This is a genomic window from Asanoa ishikariensis, assembly GCF_900107455.1.
Lineage (GTDB): Bacteria > Actinomycetota > Actinomycetes > Mycobacteriales > Micromonosporaceae > Asanoa > Asanoa ishikariensis.
Map to the genome: position 1 here is coordinate 2,747,157 of NZ_FNQB01000001.1, position 14,845 is coordinate 2,762,001.

A 14,845-nucleotide genomic window follows, 5' to 3' on the forward strand; every position below is an offset into this window, starting at 1 on the left:
CCTTTTGTCCTGATTGCCGGCTAATCAGGGGCGGAACTGGTTGAAACGGTGCGGCATGTTGTCGGACGTCTTCACGTTCCGTATTCTTGCCAACCTCCGGAGTGCGCGGCGGCCCGCCGCGCGCCCGTTTTGCACGTGGGGGAACGTGATGGCCGACCGCGCGAGCATCGTCCGGAAAGCACCGGCCTCAGCCGGTGCGCCGGGCACGCGCGCCGCCGGGCCGCACCCCGACCGCCGGCCCCGGCGCACCGAAACGGGTCCCGCCACACCCGGCGCGAGTCCCGTACAGAAGACCGCAACCACGTCAAACCGGTCGACCGTCCCGTCGCGCGCGGCCAAGCGGGCCGGCGCTGAGGGCACGACCGCCCGGCGGGCCGCCGCGACCGCGCCTGCCCGATCCCGGCCCGCGCGCGAGTCGGCGTCCGCGCCGCTTGCTGCTGCTTCTACGGGAGCGACGGGTAAGGCTGTCGCCACGGCGCGGATCGAGCCGGCTTCCGGGTCTGCCGATCGGACCAGGTCCGGGCGCAAGACCGTGGTCGCCGCGCAGGCCGGGTCCGGGCGGAAGGCGGCCAAGGCCGGCGCGGCCAAGAAGGCGAGCCCGGCCAGGGCGACGCCCGCGAAGAAGGCCGCGGCGAAGGCCGGGCCGGCCCCGGAGGCCAACGGTCGGAAGGCGGCCACGAAGAAGGCAGCCGACACGGCTGCGTCGTCGGCCACCGAGGCCGCTGCTACGAAGGCCACGGCGAAGAAGACGACCGCTAGTAAGAAGGCGGCCAACGCCGGAGCCGCCGCGAAGAGCGCGACCAAGGCTGCGCCCACGAAGGCTGCCGCGAAGAGCGCGTCCGCGAAGGCTGCTGCGAAGAGCGCGGCAGCGAAGCGGGCGCCGGCCGACCAGGCCGCGACCGCGGAGTCGGCGACAGCGAAGAAGGCCGCGCCGACCCAACGCGCGGCCGCGAAGAAGACCGCGACCAGTGAGGCTGCGGAGAAGAAGGCCGCACCGGCCCAGCGGCCGGCGGCGAAGAAGGCTGCGCCGGCGAAGGCCGCCAAGAAGGCCGCGCCGGCGAAGAAGGCGGCCGCCAAGGCGCCTGCGCGGAAGGCCGGCTCGTCGGCCGCCGCGAACACCCCGCCCGCGGGCGGGGCCGGAAAGGCCGCGCCGGCCAAGAAGGCGGCCCGGGCCGGTGGTCCCGTGGCCGGGACGGCCGCTACGCGCGCCGACTCGGCTGCCACCGGCACGCGGAAGAGCACCAGGCGCGCTGGGTCCGATTCCGGACCGGCGGCGTCGGCGTCGGGTCGCGGTGCTGGTGCGGGGCCAGCCGCGCGCTCGAAGGCAGGGTCACGGACCCGCGCCACCAGGTCGGAGGTGGGCGCCAAGCGCGCGCCAACCGGAGCCGGCACCTCGATTCAGGCCGGGTCTGCCGACCCGGTCTCGTCGCGGAGGAAGCGTTCCTCCTCCGCGACGACAGCACAAACCGCCGCGGGGGCCGCGGCTGAGGGAGAAGCCATGGTGAAGCCAGCCGACACGAAAACCGCCGCCAGCCGCAAAGCGCCCAAGGGCACGCGGACCGCCGCGGAGACGGAGAAGATCCGTGTGGCGCTCTCGGCCCGGCGGGAGGAGCTGACCATCGAGCACAGCCAGACGCTGACCGAGATCACCGTCCTGCAGCGCGACCGGTTCACCGACTCGGCGGGCGACGACCAGGCCGACACCGGCACCAAGACCTTCGAGCGTGAGCAGGAGATCACGATCGTCAACAGCATCCTCGACCGGATCAGCCAGGTGGAGCGCGCGCTGGAGCGCCTCGACGAGGGCGGGTACGGCTGGTGCGAGCGCTGTGGCAACCCGATCCCCGTCGAGCGGCTGGCCGCGTTCCCCTCCGCGACCCTCTGCGTCACCTGCAAGCAGTTGGAGGAGCGCCGGTAGGGCCGGCGTCCGCTCCTTCGCGTAGAGTTGCCCGGCCGGGCCGTGTCACCCGCGGCTCGACCGGGCAACGCCGCTTTCGCGACAAACCCGGCGGACCACGCCCGGCGATCCCCGCCGACGAGGAAGCAGGCCGAGCTGAACGCCGCCGAAGAGGGACAGATGACCGCGACCACGCCCGCGGACGAGACCCCGGCGCCGCCCAAGCGCGCCCGGGCCGTAGCCGTCTGGACGCTGGTGGGCGTTGCCGCCTTCATCATCCTGATCGACCAGCTCACCAAGCACTTCGCCCTCGAAGAGCTCAGCGGTCGCGGCCCGGTGCGGATCCTCGGCGGCGCGGTCTACCTGAGCCTGATCCGCAACAGCGGTGCCGCGTTCAGCATGGGCAGCGGGCACACCTGGGTCTTCCCCTTGGTCACGATCGCGGTGCTGAGCTGGATCGCCTGGATGACCCTCAAGCTCCGCTCGCTGCCGTGGGCGATAGCCCTCGGCCTGGTGGCCGGCGGCGCGCTGGGCAACTTCACCGACCGGCTGTTCCGGGCGCCCGGCCCGTTCCTCGGCCACGTGGTCGACATGATCAGCCTCTTCGCACCGTACGGCGAGAAGTTCGCGGTCTTCAACATCGCCGACAGCTCGCTGACCTGTGGCGTCGTGCTGGCGATCATCCTCGAGTTCAGCGGGCGGCAACGGGACGGCTCGCGGATACCGCTCCGCAAACAGAAGGCCAAGGCCGAGAACGACGCGGGGTCGGGCGACAAGTGACCTCCCGCGCTCTGCCCGTGCCGGACGGACTCGACGGCATGCGGCTCGACCAGGCGATCTCCCGGCTCTTCGGGCTGTCCCGCACCGCCGCCGCCGCGATCGTCGAGGCCGGTGACGCTGTCGTCGACGGCTCGCCGCGTCCGAAGTCCGACAAGGTCGCCGCGGGCGCCTGGCTCGAGGTGCGGCTGCCGGAGCCCCAGGCCGCGCTGACCGAGGTCGTGCCGCAGGCGGTGCCTGGTCTGCGCGTGGTCTACGCCGACGACGACATCGTGGTGGTCGACAAGCCGGTCGGCGTCGCCGCACACCCGAGCCCGGGCTGGACCGGCCCCACCGTGGTCGGCGGCCTGGCCGCGATCGGCCACCGGATCTCCACCAGCGGCGCCGCCGAGCGGCAGGGCGTCGTGCACCGGCTCGACGTCGGCACCAGCGGGCTGATGGTGGTGGCCAAGAGCGAGCGCGCCTACACCGGGCTCAAGCGGGCGTTCAAGGTGCGCGAGGTCGAGAAGCGCTACAGCGCCGTCGTCCAGGGCCACCTCGATCCGTTGCGCGGGACCATCGACGCGCCGATCGACCGGCACCCGCACCACGACTACCGGTGGGCGGTCGTCTCCGGCGGCAAGCCGAGCATCACCCACTACGACACGCTGGAAGCGTTCCCGGCCGCCAGCCTGATCGACGTGCGCCTGGAGACCGGGCGTACGCACCAGATCCGGGTGCACTTCTCGGCGTTGCGGCATCCCTGCGTCGGCGACCTGACCTACGGCGCCGATCCCACGCTCTCCGGGCGGCTGGAGCTGACCAGACAGTGGCTGCACGCACGCGCCCTCTCCTTCGTCCACCCGGGCACGGGCGACGAGGTGTTCTTCGAGAGCAGCTACCCTGACGACCTGCAGCGCGCGCTGGAAATCCTGCGCGACTGAGAGCCGAGCCTGGGGGAGGGGATCGTGCGCGTCGACGACCTGCTCCGCCGGATCGACGACGCGATCGTCCCGCCGCTCGGTCGGCTGCTGGACCGGCTCCGCCGGCCCACCGGCCACACCGGCCTGCTGACGGTCGTCTCGCTGGTCTCGGTCACCGTGGTGCTGGCGACCGCCGTCTGGGTGGCAGAGCGCCCGCGTGAGGACGCGCCGAGCGGCGAGGTGGTCCGGGTCGGGGTCCCCGACGGTGTCTCGGTGCCGAGCTACCTGGCCGAGTCCCGGCGCGAGCTCGACGAGCTCTCGGCCCGCGCCTCCGGCAAGGGCGACCCGTACGCGCTGGTGATGTTCTCCGCCTACCTCGCGCCCGACCGGTTGCCCACCGTGCTCGACGGCGCACCGGTGTCCGAAGTGTTCACCAGGGTGCCGCTGCCCGGCATGCAGACCCAGATCGCGCGGATGCCCGTACACCGGGTGCCCGATGACGTGGTCGCCGGAATGCTGCTGTTCGCGGAGCGCAAGGAGCGGGAGGCGCACGACTACCAGGACCGCGCCGTCGAGGTCACGGGCACGCCCGACGAAGGTCGACTGCGTCCCGTGTACGAGACAGCGGCCCGGGTGGCGATCGCCGAGGCGACGGCATACCGCACACATTGCTCGTGTGTGTACGCCGCCGTACTGCGCGCGGCGCCGCCCGACCTGAAGCGGCTCGCCGCGCGACCCGGCGTGCGGGCTGTCGATCCTGCGCCCGAGGTGCGTACCCTGGACCGGGCGGTGTTCCTGCCGCCCCTGCCGGAACCGAATCCGGCGCCGCGCCCGACACCTGTCGAGCCGACCGCCGCACCACCGGAACCAACCGCGCTACCAGCGCCGACGCCGTCGGCCGAACCATCCGGCCCCACACCGGAGCCGCCGACCACCGCGCCGACCGAGGCGGTGAGCAGCGGTTCACCGGAGCCGGGGTAATCGTGGAGTGGCCCACATCCGGTGACCGGCCCGGCACGTTGGAACAGTCTGACGGTGCGCCATGTGCACAGTGGGGATATGCGTGCTGGTGTGGGCCGCATAGGGTTGCTTCGTAGCCGGATCTGTCGAGCGGGCGTACGCGTCGGGAGGGCGAGGCGTGGAGGGCACCGAAACCGGGTGGGGTCGACCGGCTGAGCCGGCCCCACGGTGGCGGGCACTCCTCGACCGTGCGCTGCTCGGGGGGCGCACCGGGGAGAACCATGAGGTCCGGGAGGCCAGGGTGGCCGCGCCGCGGGCTCCGGTGGAGCGCCAGGAACCACCGGTCGCGCCGGTCAACGGGTTCCAGGGCCGCGCCGTCGCGCCGGTCTCCTACCCGCCCGAGCGGCGCTATCCGCCGGAGCGGGAGAGCTACCCGCCGGAGCGGGAGAGCTACCCGCCGGCCCAGCCGGGCTACCTGCCGACCCAACAGGGCTACCCGCCGGCGCGGGAGAGCTACGTGCCGCCGCAGGAGACCTACCAGCCGGTGCAGGAGAGCTATCCGCCCGCGCCGGAGGCCCATCCGCCGGCGCAGGACAGCTACGAGCCGACGGCCTACCAGTCCGGCGGCTACTACGGCGGGAGCGGGGCGGGCACCGACTACGCCTACGGCGCCGGTGCCTCCGGATACGCACAGGACCGCTACACCGGCGACCAGTTCGACGGCGGCGACTACACCGAGAAATACACGGGCGGCGGATACGAGGGGTACGCCCGCACCGAGCCGCGCCTGGTCGAGCCGCCGCCACCGCCGCCGCCACCGGTCAGCCAGCCCGACCCGGGTGGGCTCGAGTGGCGTGCCCCCGCGCCGACCGAGACCGAGGTCGACCGGGCCGTCGGGGTGCTGCGCCGGGAGTTCGGCAGCTCGCGGGTGCTGGCGTTCGCCAACCCGAAGGGCGGCGTGCACAAGACCACCGCGACCGTGCTGGCCGCCGCGACCGTCGGCAGCGTCCGTGGGCAGGGCGTGCTGGCCTGGGACGACAACGAGCTTCGCGGCACGCTCGGGCTGCGGGCCGGCAGCGCCCGGCACGCCCGCACGATCCGGCACCTCATCACGAACCTGGCCGAGGTCGAGGCCCAGCACGGCTACGGGCTGACCGAGGCGCTCGACGAGTTCCTGCGGCACGCGTCCGACGGGACCTACGACGTGCTGGCCGGCGAGGAGAGCCCGCGGTTCGCGCAGCGGCTCGACCAATACACGGTGCGTCGCGTGCTGGAGCTGCTCCGGCGCACCCACGACGTGATCTGTGTCGACACCGGCAACAACGTCGAGAGCGCCAACTGGCAGACGGTCCTGCAGGCGGCCGACCAGTTGGTCATCACCACGGTGCCCCGGGAAGACGCCGCGTTCACCGCCGACTGGATGCTCGACCTGCTCTACGACGTCGGCATGGGCGATCTCGCGACCAACGCGGTGACCCTGCTGTCCTGCCCGACGCCGGGCAAGTCGCCGATGCTGGACGACCTGGCCGCGCACTTCGCCACGCGTACGCGTGCGGTCGCGGTCGTGCCCTACGACCCGGCGCTGGAGACGGGCTCGTCGATCGAATACCAGCAGCTCCAACCCGCGACCCGCGACGCCTGGCTCAAGGCCGCCAGCGTGATGCTGGAGCCCTTCGCCCGCTGAGCCGGTCGGGTGGTGATCACCCACTACCGTGTACGCATGTCCGGCGGTCGATGGGCGGGTCTCGGCGAGCCGATCATGTTCGCGTTGCGACGCGCGTACGGGTCGGCGTTTCGCGGGCGTGCCCCGCTGATCGGGACGATCGACGTGCTGGCCCACGCCACCGCGCGGGCGAAGCGCCTGCCGCTGCTCCTGGACCCGTCGGTGCTGGCCGAGCTGCGGGGGATCGCCGAGAGCCCGGCTCATCCTTCCGGCCGCTACGGCCCCGGCGAGACCATCGCGGCGACCCCGCCGGACCCCGAGGTCGAGGCGTTGCTGCGCGAGGTGGAGTGGCGGGTCCGGCGGGTGGCGCGCCGGCCGGTGCCGGAGCGGAAGGACGACCCGGACTGGTGGGAGCATCGGCCACGGTGGACGCCGGCCGCACGGGCGCAGCTGGCCGGCACCCTGGCCGAGGCACGCGAGCACGGTGTCGGCTTCGCCGGCCTCGGCCATCTCCTGCTCGCCACGTTGCGACTGCGGGACCTGCCGGCCACCCGCTACCTGGCGGCCAACGACGTGCGGCGCGCGGAAATGATCGCGTCGGTGGCCCGCGACCGCACCCTCGGCGAGTCGTCGGCGCCGTATCCGGAGCCCAGCCCCTTCCCCGCGGAGGGTCGGGGGCTCGGTGCCCGGATCGGCCGCGCCATGTCGCGGCTGACCCGGCTCGACGGCTTCCTGCTGGCATCGACCGAGGACATCAAGGCCCAGGCGGTGCGTCTCGACCACGACGTCGCCGGCGCCGGCCACGCGCTGCTGGCCCTGCTGCGGGTCGACGCGTCCTTCACGGCGACGGGCGCAGGCTTCGCGCCCCCACGCCGAGCCCGCAACCACGCGGCCGCCCTGCTCCGCGAAGCCGGCCTTGACCCCCACCGCCTGGATACGGCGCTAGCACCGCCCCCGAACCACGAGGCCGGTGCGCCGCTCGGCTCCGCGCGGGACCGGCCGGTGGCCGGGTTGCCATCGGGCCTGGGCTCTGAGGCTGGCTTGCCGTTCGGCTCCGCGCGGGACCGGCCGGTGGCCGCGTTGCGATCGGGCCTGGGCTCTGAGGCTGGCTTGCCGTTCGGCTCCGCCGCGGACCGGCTGGCGGCCGGGTTGCCATCGGGCCTGAGCCCCGACGCCGTCGTGCCGCTGGGCCCCGCGCCGGACCGGCTGGTGGACGTGCTCCCACCTGACCCGAGCCCCGAGGCCGTCGCCGAACAGGTCGAGGAGCTCCGTCGGGGTGACCCCTTCCTCGCCGACGAGCTGCTCCGGGCCGGCAAGCGGACCGCCGAGATCTCCCTGCACCACCACCACGCCATGTCCGGCACGACCCACTACCTGTTGGCCCTCCTGGAGGCACCCACCGCCGGTCCGCTCCTGGACGCGTGCGGAGTCGACGGCGACGACCTGCGCGCCCGAGCCACCGCCCTGCTCAGCGCGATCCCGTCGGCCTGGTCATGATCGACTCTGTCCTAGGATGCCCTAGCGGGTGTGTGCCGCGGACCTGGCCAGCGCAGCGAAGCGGAGCGATCCCCGGCGGGAGCGACGGTCGCGCCCACCGCGGACCCGGGAGAACCAGCTTTTGATCGTCGCCGCCGAACCCCGGCCCCGGCCACCGATCTCGATCCCGTGGCACGTCGGGGGACGTGGCGCGCGGGGCGGGAGTGGCGCGCCTCGGCGAGTCTTGATCGTTTGTGGCGGGGTGCGGTAGGCGATGGGCGATTCGCCTGAGAGGATCGGTCGGTGACCGCCGCCAGCCCCGAGCCGACCGACGGGTCCGGCGCCACCCCCGCTACCGGGGACGGCACCTGGACGAGGGCGGGTTCCCTGCCCGCTGACCCGCTCGCTTCCCCGTCGCCCGACCCTGCCGGCGGTGGGTCCGCGGCGTTCGGCTCGTTCGCACAGCTCGACCCGCCGGATGCCGGGCGCGCGTCGGGTGCGGGGCCGTGGTCCACGCCGCCGACCGGTTGGCAGCCGCCGAGTCCTGTCGAGGTCGGCGTCCCGGGTGCGGACGTCGCCTACGGGCCCTCGGCACCGCCCACCCCGCGGATGCCGCTGCGGCAGCGGCTCGGTGCCGCCGGGTTGACCGTCGCCGTCGTCGCCGTGATCGGTGCGCCGCTCGGGCTGCTGTGGGCTCTGATCGCGCCCGGGGTGCCCATCATCAAGACCGAGGACGGCGCCGTGTTCGCGACGCCGAGTCCCGAGGAGTTCATCGCCTCCGACGGGTGGTTCACGATCCTGCTGTTCTCGCTCGGGGTCGTGGCGGCGCTGGTGACCTGGATCGGGTTCAAGCGGCACCGCGGGCCGTTGACCTTGGCCGCGCTGGTCGTCGGCACCATCGGCGCCAGCATCCTGGCCTGGCAGGTGGGCCGGCGGATCGGGTCCGGTGACTACCACGACAAGGTGCTCGCCGCCCAGCCCGGCGACCTGCTCGTCCGGCCGCCCGACCTGCGGGCCGGCGGGTTCACCAAGCTCTGGGACGTCGTACCGTTCGTGCACGGCGACCTGCTGATCGCGACCTTCGGCGCGGTGATCATCTACACGCTGCTCGCGGGCTGGTCGCGCACCCCGACGCTGCGACCCGAGCCGGCGCTGCCGCAGCCCGCCGTGCCGAGCAACCCGTACTACTCGCTCGCCGGACCGAGCGAAACCGCCGCAGCGGGCTGGCCGGGCCAGCCGGCCACGGAGCCAGGCGGACCAGCCCAGCCGGGTGGGTCCGGTTGGCAGGGCGGGCCGGCCGATCCGGGCGACCCCGCCGCGCCCCCGCGCTGACGCCCGCGACGGTGAGCGCCGGCCTGGAGCCGCGGACCCGCGACTGGGTGCACTCCGCCCTCCCACCGGCACACGAGATCCACACCGTCACCCCACTGCGCGGCGGCTGGACCTCCCGGATGTGCCGGCTCGACATCCAGGGCCCGGACACCTCGTACCCCCTGGTCCTGCGGTCCTTCCTGAAGCCCTTCTACGCCCGGCACGCCCCCGGACTGCTCGCCCGCGAGGCCGGCATCCTGCGACTGCTCGCCGGCACGACCGTCCCGGCCGCCCGCCTGCACGCCGTGGACCCGGCGGGTGCGGGCGCCGCCCATCCCTCCCTGCTGATGTCGCTGCTCCCGGGCCGCGTCGACCTCACAGTGGACCGGTCCGCGGAGCTGGCCCGCCAGCTCGTCGCGATCCACGCCATCGCGAACAGGCCGCGGACCTACCAGCCCTGGACCGACCCTGACCGGGTACGCGTCCCGGACCAGGACACGGCCCTCTGGCGCCACGCCGTCGGCCTCATCCGCCGGGAGGCGCCGCCGTGGGAGGGCCGGTTCCTGCACCGCGACTTCCACCACGGCAACGTGCTCTTCGACGGCGACACGGTCACCGGCGTCGTCGACTGGGTGGAGACCTCCTGGGGCCCGGCCGACCTCGACGTCGCACACTGCGCCACCGCGACCGCCCTGCTGCACGGGCCCGAGCAGGGCCTCAAGTTCGCCGGCCACTACCAGGAGGCCGGCGGCGTGCTCGGTGCCGACCACCGCTACTGGCGGCTGTTGGACGCGCTCGGCTTCGCACCGGACGCCGAGAAGGTCGCCGGACCCTGGCGTGATCTCGGTCGCACCGACCTGACGCCGACCCTGCTGACCCGGCGCCTGACTGACTACGTCGCGGCGGCGGTCAGCTAGTTCGGGCTCCCGGGCACGGCCAGGTCGCGCAGCGGCACCGGCACCGCCCGCACCTGGCGCAGCAGTGCCGCCTCGCGGCTCAGCAGCCGCAGCTCGGCCCGCAGCCGGCCGGCGGTGTCCGGGGTGGCCAGCAGCCGCTGCCGGTCCTCCAGCGTGAGCGCGGCGGTCGCGGCGACCAGGTGGGACAGCACCGTCGGGTCTTCCGGGAGTTGCTCGGTCAGCTCCCGCTCGTCGGCGCGGATCAGCGTCAGGTACTGCCGGAAGACCGCGAGCACCCGGGGCGCCAGCAGGTCGGCGAGCTCCTCCTGGCCCTCCGGCTCGGGCAGCCATTCGACCTCGGCCATCAGATAGGGCTCGGAGGTCTTGTCGACGGACACCACCCGGAACCGGCGCCGGCCCACGGTGACGATGTCGTAGCGGCCGTCCGGCAGCTCGGTGACCTGGCGCAGCTCGGCCGTGCAGCCGACCTCGTGCAGGGCCACGTCGCCGGGCTCGGCCTGCGCCGCGGGCGGCGGTGGCAGCGGCGTCGTCGGCACCGGACCCAGCCGGGGCGGCTGTGTCTCCGGTGGGGCGGGGGCGGGCGCGGTGGGCAGCGTCTCCCACCCTTGCTGGATCGCCAGCACCCCGAACTCGCGTGGATCACCATCGGGCCGGCTCAGCAGATGCTTCACGAGGTCGCGGTAGCGTTCCTCGAAGATGTGCAACGGCAGCACCAGGCCGGGGAAGAGCACCGTCCCGAGGGGAAAAACGGGCAGCCGCGACGTCACCGCCCGAGCCTAGCGCCTGACCGGGCACCAGGGACCGAACAGCGCGAACGGCGCCGGAATCCCGATTGCTGGAACGCCTAGACTTTGTGGGGTGTTGAACCGGATCGACTTGCGCGGCGTCGACACTGACCCGCGCGGTCTGCTGCCCCGTGCCCGGCTCGATGTGTCGCAGGCCGTCGAGACCATCCGCCCGCTCGTCGAGGCGGTGCGCGAGCATGGGTTCAGCGCGGTCCGGGAGGCCACCGCGCGCTTCGACGGTGTCGAGCTCGACGAGCTCCGCGTCCCGCCCGAGACGATCAAGGCCGCGGAGCGGAGCCTCGACCCCGATGTGCGGGCCGCCCTGCTGGAGGCGATCAGCCGCGCCCGCCGGGTCCACGAGGACCAGCGCCGGCGCGACACCACCACCCAGGTCGTACCCGGTGGCACGGTCACCGAACGCTGGGTCCCGGTCGAGCGGGTCGGGCTCTACGTGCCCGGCGGCCTGGCCATGTACCCCTCGACGGTCGTGATGAACGTGGTGCCGGCCCAGGTCGCCGGCGTCGACGCGCTGGTCGTGGTGAGCCCGCCGCAGAAGGACAACGGCGGCCTGCCGGACCAGCGGGTGCTCGCCGCCTGCGCGCTGCTCGGCGTCGACGAGGTCTACGCGGTCGGCGGGGCGCAGGCCATCGCGGTGCTCGGCCACGGCAGCACCACCAACGCCGCCGGCACCGGCTACTGCCGGCCCGTCGACATCATCACCGGGCCCGGCAACGTCTGGGTCACCGCCGCCAAGCGGATCATGCGCTCGGGCGGCACCGTCGGCATCGACGCCGAGGCCGGCCCCACCGAGATCGCCATCCTGGCCGACGACACCGCCGACCCGGGCCACGTCGCCGCCGACCTGATCAGCCAGGCCGAGCACGATCCCCTGGCCGCCAGCGTGCTGGTCACCCCGTCGACCAGCCTGGCCGACGCGGTCGACGCCGAGCTCGCGACCCGGGTCGAGGCCACCAAGCACACCGGGCGGGTCACCACCGCGCTGACCGGCGAGCAGTCCGGGACCGTTCTCGTCGACGACCTCGACCAGGGGCTGCGGGTGGTCGACGCGTACGCCGCCGAGCACCTGGAGATCCAGACCCGGGACGCCCGCACGATCGCGATGCGGGTACGCAACGCGGGCGCGATCTTCGTCGGTCCGTACGCGCCGGTCTCGCTGGGCGACTACTGCGCGGGGTCCAACCACGTGCTGCCGACCGGCGGCTGCGCCCGCCACTCCAGCGGCCTGTCCGTGCAGTCGTTCCTGCGCGGCATCCACGTCATCGAGTACGACGAGGCCGCCCTGCGGGACGCGGCACCGCACGTGGTGACCCTGGCCAACGTGGAGGACCTGCCGGCGCACGGCGAGGCGGTCACGGCGAGGTTCCCGGCATGACGACACTTGACGACCTCCCGCTGCGGGACGACCTGCGCGGGTTGACCGCCTACGGCGCGCCCCAGCTCGACGTGCCGGTGCGGTTGAACACCAACGAGAACTCGTACCCCGTGCCCGACGACGTGGTCGAGGCGATCGGCAAGGCGGTCCAGGACGAGCTGCGCGACCTCAACCGCTACCCCGACCGGGACGCGGTGGCGTTGCGCGCCGACCTCGCGGCCTACCTCGGCCACGGGCTCACCGTCGCCAACGTCTGGGCGGCCAACGGGTCCAACGAGGTCCAGCAGCAGCTTCTCCAGGCGTTCGGCGGCCCGGGCCGCACGGCGCTCGGCTTCACCCCGGCGTACTCGATGCACCCGCTGCTCGCGGTCGGCACCGGCACGGCCTGGGTCGACGGCCACCGCGGCGGCGATTTCACGCTGACCGCGGCCGACGTGGTCGCGCAAGTGAGACAGCACGACCCGGACCTGGTCTTCCTCTGCTCGCCCAACAACCCGACGGGCACGGCGCTGCCGCCGGACGTGGTGACCGCGGTGCTCGACGTCGCGCCCGGCATGGTGGTCGTCGACGAGGCCTACGCCGAGTTCGCCCGGCCCGGCACTCCGAGCGCGCTGACCGTGCTGCCCGGCCACCCACGGCTCGTGGTCACCCGCACGATGAGCAAGGCGTTCGGGTTCGCCGGCGGCCGGCTGGGCTACCTGGCGGCCGACCCGGCGGTGGTCGACGCCGTGCAGCTCGTCCGCCTGCCCTACCACCTGAGCGCCCTGACCCAGGCCGCCGCCCGCGCCGCCGTCGCCCACCGCGACGGGCTGCTCGCCACCGTCGAGGCGATCAAGGAGCAGCGCGACCGGATCGTGGCGACGCTGCGATCGCGCGGCCTGACCGTGGCCGACAGCGACGCCAACTTCGTGCTGTTCGAGGTCGGCGGCGACCAGCGGGCCGCCTGGCAGGCACTGCTCGACCACGGCGTGCTGGTCCGCGACGTCGGCCTGCCCGGCTGGCTGCGGGTCACCGCCGGCACCCCCGCCGAGACCGACGCCTTCCTCACCGCCATGGAGTCCTTGTGAGCACCCGCCGCGCCCGCGTGGAGCGCACCACCAACGAGACCAAGGTCAGCGTCGAGATCGACCTCGACGGCACCGGTCGGGCCGAGATCTCCACCGGCGTCGGCTTCTACGACCACATGCTCAACCAGATCGCCCGCCACGGCGGGTTCGACCTGACCGTGCAGACCGTCGGCGACCTGGAGATCGACGCGCACCACACGATGGAGGACACGGCGATCGCCCTGGGCACGGCGTTCGCCGAGGCGCTGGGCGACAAGGCCGGCATCGTGCGGTACGGCAGCGCCACCGTTCCGATGGACGAGGTGCTGGTGCGGGCCGCGGTCGACCTGTCCGGCCGCGCCTACGTGGTGCACGACGAGCCGCCGCTGGCGCCGTACATCGGACCGGTCTACCCGACCAGCATGACCCGGCACATCTTCGAGTCGTTCGGCCTGGCCGCGAAGGTCACGTTGCACGTCGACGTGCTCCGGGCCGCCCGCCCCGGCGGCAACCCAGACGCCCACCACGTGGTCGAGGCCCAGTTCAAGGCGCTCAGCCGGGCGCTGCGCGAGGCCGTGGCGATCGACCCGCGGTCCGGTGGCGCCGTGCCGTCGACGAAGGGCGCCTTGTGAGCATCGCGCTGCTGGCGCTGGCCGGGATCCTGTCCGGCGGCGCCTACTCGCTCTACAAACAGGGCACCTCCCGTGCCGCGGCCGTCTTCGTCGGGCTGCTCGCCGCGCTGGCTCTCGTCGGCGGCATCCTCTGGCTGGTGCCGTCATGAAGGTCGTCGTCCTCGATTACGGGTCCGGCAACCTCCGATCGGCCCAGCGGGCGCTCGAGCGCGTGGGCGCGGACGTCACCGTGACACCCGACCTCGAAGCCGCCGCCGAAGCGGACGGGTTGGTCGTGCCGGGCGTGGGCGCGTACGCCGCCTGCATGGCCGGCATTGACGCACTGACGGGCGACGCCGGTCGGGTGATCGCCGAGCGGGTCGCCGCCGACCGCCCGGTGCTCGGCATCTGCGTCGGCATGCAGATCCTGTTCGAGGCGGGCGAGGAGCACGGCGTGGTCACCAAGGGGCTGGGCCTGCTGCCCGGCGCGGTGACCCGGCTCGGTGCCCGGCGGGTGCCGCACATGGGCTGGAACACGGTCGCACCGCCCGCCGACTCGGTGCTGTTCGCCGGCCTGCCGACCGACACCAGGTTCTACTTCGTCCACTCGTACGCGGCCCACGATCCGCTGCCGGGCGCCACGCTGTGCACGCACGAGGCGCCGTTCGTCGCCGCGGTGGAGCGGGGCGCCCTGTCGGCGACCCAGTTCCACCCGGAGAAGTCCGGCGACGCGGGGGCCACCCTGCTCGGCAACTGGCTGGCCACCCTTGGCTAAGGAACGCGCCCTGCGCCGGGCCGCCCGCGAGGCGGAGGCCGCCAAGCAGCGCGCCCGACGCGCCCGAATCGTCGCGCGCCGGCAGCGCCGTCGTGCGCTGCTCACCCGGCTCATGCCCCGGCGTCGCCGCACCGGCCGCCTGCTCGTCCGCCGCAGCCGCGGCCAGCGCGCCGGCATCGCGGTGGTCACGCTCGTGCTGCTGGCGCTCGTCTGGTTCCTGGTCGACGACATCGCGCTGCGCCTGGTGCTGACCCTGCTCGGCCTGCTCTGCCTGCCCGCCCTGGTCGTCGTCGCCCTGGGCCGCCGCACCTCCTGACAAAAGCTTCCGAGGA

The 14,845-nt window shown here is 73.8% G+C and carries 16 protein-coding genes; 14 read left to right on the forward strand and 2 right to left on the reverse strand.

Translation table 11 applies throughout. The features are described from left to right. Positions 1-24: 24 nt before the first annotated feature. Positions 25-1,368, reverse strand: coding sequence for a hypothetical protein (locus BLV39_RS44775; RefSeq protein WP_176984878.1), 1,344 nt, complete (start codon positions 1,366-1,368; stop codon positions 25-27). Positions 1,369-1,498: 130 nt separating this feature from the next. Here BLV39_RS44775 and BLV39_RS12955 point away from each other — a divergent pair, with 130 nt between their 5' ends. The 8 genes from BLV39_RS12955 (at position 1,499) to BLV39_RS12990 (ending at position 9,903) form a co-directional block, all read left to right on the forward strand. Continuing rightward, positions 1,499-1,918, forward strand: coding sequence for a TraR/DksA family transcriptional regulator (locus BLV39_RS12955; RefSeq protein WP_090790548.1), 420 nt, complete (start codon positions 1,499-1,501; stop codon positions 1,916-1,918). A 159-nt stretch (positions 1,919-2,077) separates the two neighbouring features. Then, a complete protein-coding gene (lspA, locus tag BLV39_RS12960) occupies positions 2,078-2,677 on the forward strand; it encodes a signal peptidase II (RefSeq protein WP_090790551.1) in 600 nt (199 codons plus the stop codon). Positions 2,678-2,715: 38 nt separating this feature from the next. Continuing rightward, entirely contained in the window at positions 2,716-3,597 is an 882-nt protein-coding gene (locus BLV39_RS12965) for an RluA family pseudouridine synthase (protein WP_090791468.1), read from the forward strand. Between the two features lie 24 nt (positions 3,598-3,621). Then, a complete protein-coding gene (locus BLV39_RS12970; protein WP_090790553.1) occupies positions 3,622-4,557 on the forward strand; it encodes a hypothetical protein in 936 nt (311 codons plus the stop codon). Between the two features lie 157 nt (positions 4,558-4,714). After that, positions 4,715-6,220: a MinD/ParA family ATP-binding protein gene (locus BLV39_RS12975; RefSeq protein ID WP_090790556.1), complete on the forward strand. Its 1,506-nt coding sequence runs from the start codon at positions 4,715-4,717 to the stop codon at positions 6,218-6,220. A 36-nt stretch (positions 6,221-6,256) separates the two neighbouring features. Continuing rightward, a complete protein-coding gene (locus tag BLV39_RS12980) occupies positions 6,257-7,696 on the forward strand; it encodes a Clp protease N-terminal domain-containing protein (RefSeq protein WP_143049740.1) in 1,440 nt (479 codons plus the stop codon). 282 nt (positions 7,697-7,978) lie between these two features. Beyond that, a complete protein-coding gene (locus tag BLV39_RS12985; protein WP_090790561.1) occupies positions 7,979-9,007 on the forward strand; it encodes a DUF2567 domain-containing protein in 1,029 nt (342 codons plus the stop codon). Between the two features lie 11 nt (positions 9,008-9,018). Then, positions 9,019-9,903, forward strand: coding sequence for a phosphotransferase family protein (locus BLV39_RS12990; RefSeq protein WP_204082907.1), 885 nt, complete (start codon positions 9,019-9,021; stop codon positions 9,901-9,903). On the opposite strand, the gene BLV39_RS12995 is transcribed toward BLV39_RS12990, so the two are convergent. After that, positions 9,900-10,670 (reverse strand): LON peptidase substrate-binding domain-containing protein, encoded by a 771-nt coding sequence (locus BLV39_RS12995; RefSeq protein WP_090790563.1) that lies wholly within the window; start codon positions 10,668-10,670, stop codon positions 9,900-9,902. The two genes, BLV39_RS12990 and BLV39_RS12995, sit on opposite strands and share 4 nt — an antisense overlap. 91 nt (positions 10,671-10,761) lie before the next feature. Between BLV39_RS12995 and hisD the strand changes: the two genes are divergently transcribed. Genes hisD through BLV39_RS13020 form a run of 6 tightly spaced genes read left to right on the forward strand, consistent with a single transcriptional unit; the run spans position 10,762 to position 14,829 of the window. Beyond that, positions 10,762-12,081: a histidinol dehydrogenase gene (hisD, locus tag BLV39_RS13000; protein ID WP_090790565.1), complete on the forward strand. Its 1,320-nt coding sequence runs from the start codon at positions 10,762-10,764 to the stop codon at positions 12,079-12,081. Then, a complete protein-coding gene (locus BLV39_RS13005; RefSeq protein WP_090790566.1) occupies positions 12,078-13,148 on the forward strand; it encodes a histidinol-phosphate transaminase in 1,071 nt (356 codons plus the stop codon). The genes hisD and BLV39_RS13005 overlap by 4 nt, the downstream gene beginning before the upstream one ends. Beyond that, positions 13,145-13,759: an imidazoleglycerol-phosphate dehydratase HisB gene (hisB, locus tag BLV39_RS13010; protein WP_090790568.1), complete on the forward strand. Its 615-nt coding sequence runs from the start codon at positions 13,145-13,147 to the stop codon at positions 13,757-13,759. The genes BLV39_RS13005 and hisB overlap by 4 nt, the downstream gene beginning before the upstream one ends. Continuing rightward, the gene (locus tag BLV39_RS42970; protein WP_176984879.1) at positions 13,756-13,908 is read left to right on the forward strand and encodes a hypothetical protein; all 153 of its coding nucleotides are present in this window, start codon (positions 13,756-13,758) and stop codon (positions 13,906-13,908) included. The genes hisB and BLV39_RS42970 overlap by 4 nt, the downstream gene beginning before the upstream one ends. After that, entirely contained in the window at positions 13,905-14,513 is a 609-nt protein-coding gene (gene hisH, locus BLV39_RS13015; RefSeq protein WP_090790570.1) for an imidazole glycerol phosphate synthase subunit HisH, read from the forward strand. The genes BLV39_RS42970 and hisH overlap by 4 nt, the downstream gene beginning before the upstream one ends. After that, complete coding sequence (locus BLV39_RS13020) at positions 14,506-14,829, forward strand: hypothetical protein (RefSeq protein WP_090790572.1); 324 nt, start codon at positions 14,506-14,508, stop codon at positions 14,827-14,829. Before hisH ends, BLV39_RS13020 begins: the two co-directional genes overlap by 8 nt. The last annotated feature ends 16 nt before the right edge of the window (positions 14,830-14,845 follow it).

Bases quoted from the DNA above. Each gene is read 5' to 3' on its own strand.
- BLV39_RS12955 (WP_090790548.1), top strand. From the start codon at position 1,499: ATGGTGAAGCCAGCCGACACGAAAACCGCCGCCAGCCGCAAAGCGCCC.
- lspA (WP_090790551.1), top strand. From the start codon at position 2,078: ATGACCGCGACCACGCCCGCGGACGAGACCCCGGCGCCGCCCAAGCGC.
- BLV39_RS12965 (WP_090791468.1), top strand. From the start codon at position 2,716: ATGCGGCTCGACCAGGCGATCTCCCGGCTCTTCGGGCTGTCCCGCACC.
- BLV39_RS12980 (WP_143049740.1), top strand. From the start codon at position 6,257: ATGTCCGGCGGTCGATGGGCGGGTCTCGGCGAGCCGATCATGTTCGCG.
- BLV39_RS13005 (WP_090790566.1), top strand. From the start codon at position 12,078: ATGACGACACTTGACGACCTCCCGCTGCGGGACGACCTGCGCGGGTTG.
- hisH (WP_090790570.1), top strand. From the start codon at position 13,905: ATGAAGGTCGTCGTCCTCGATTACGGGTCCGGCAACCTCCGATCGGCC.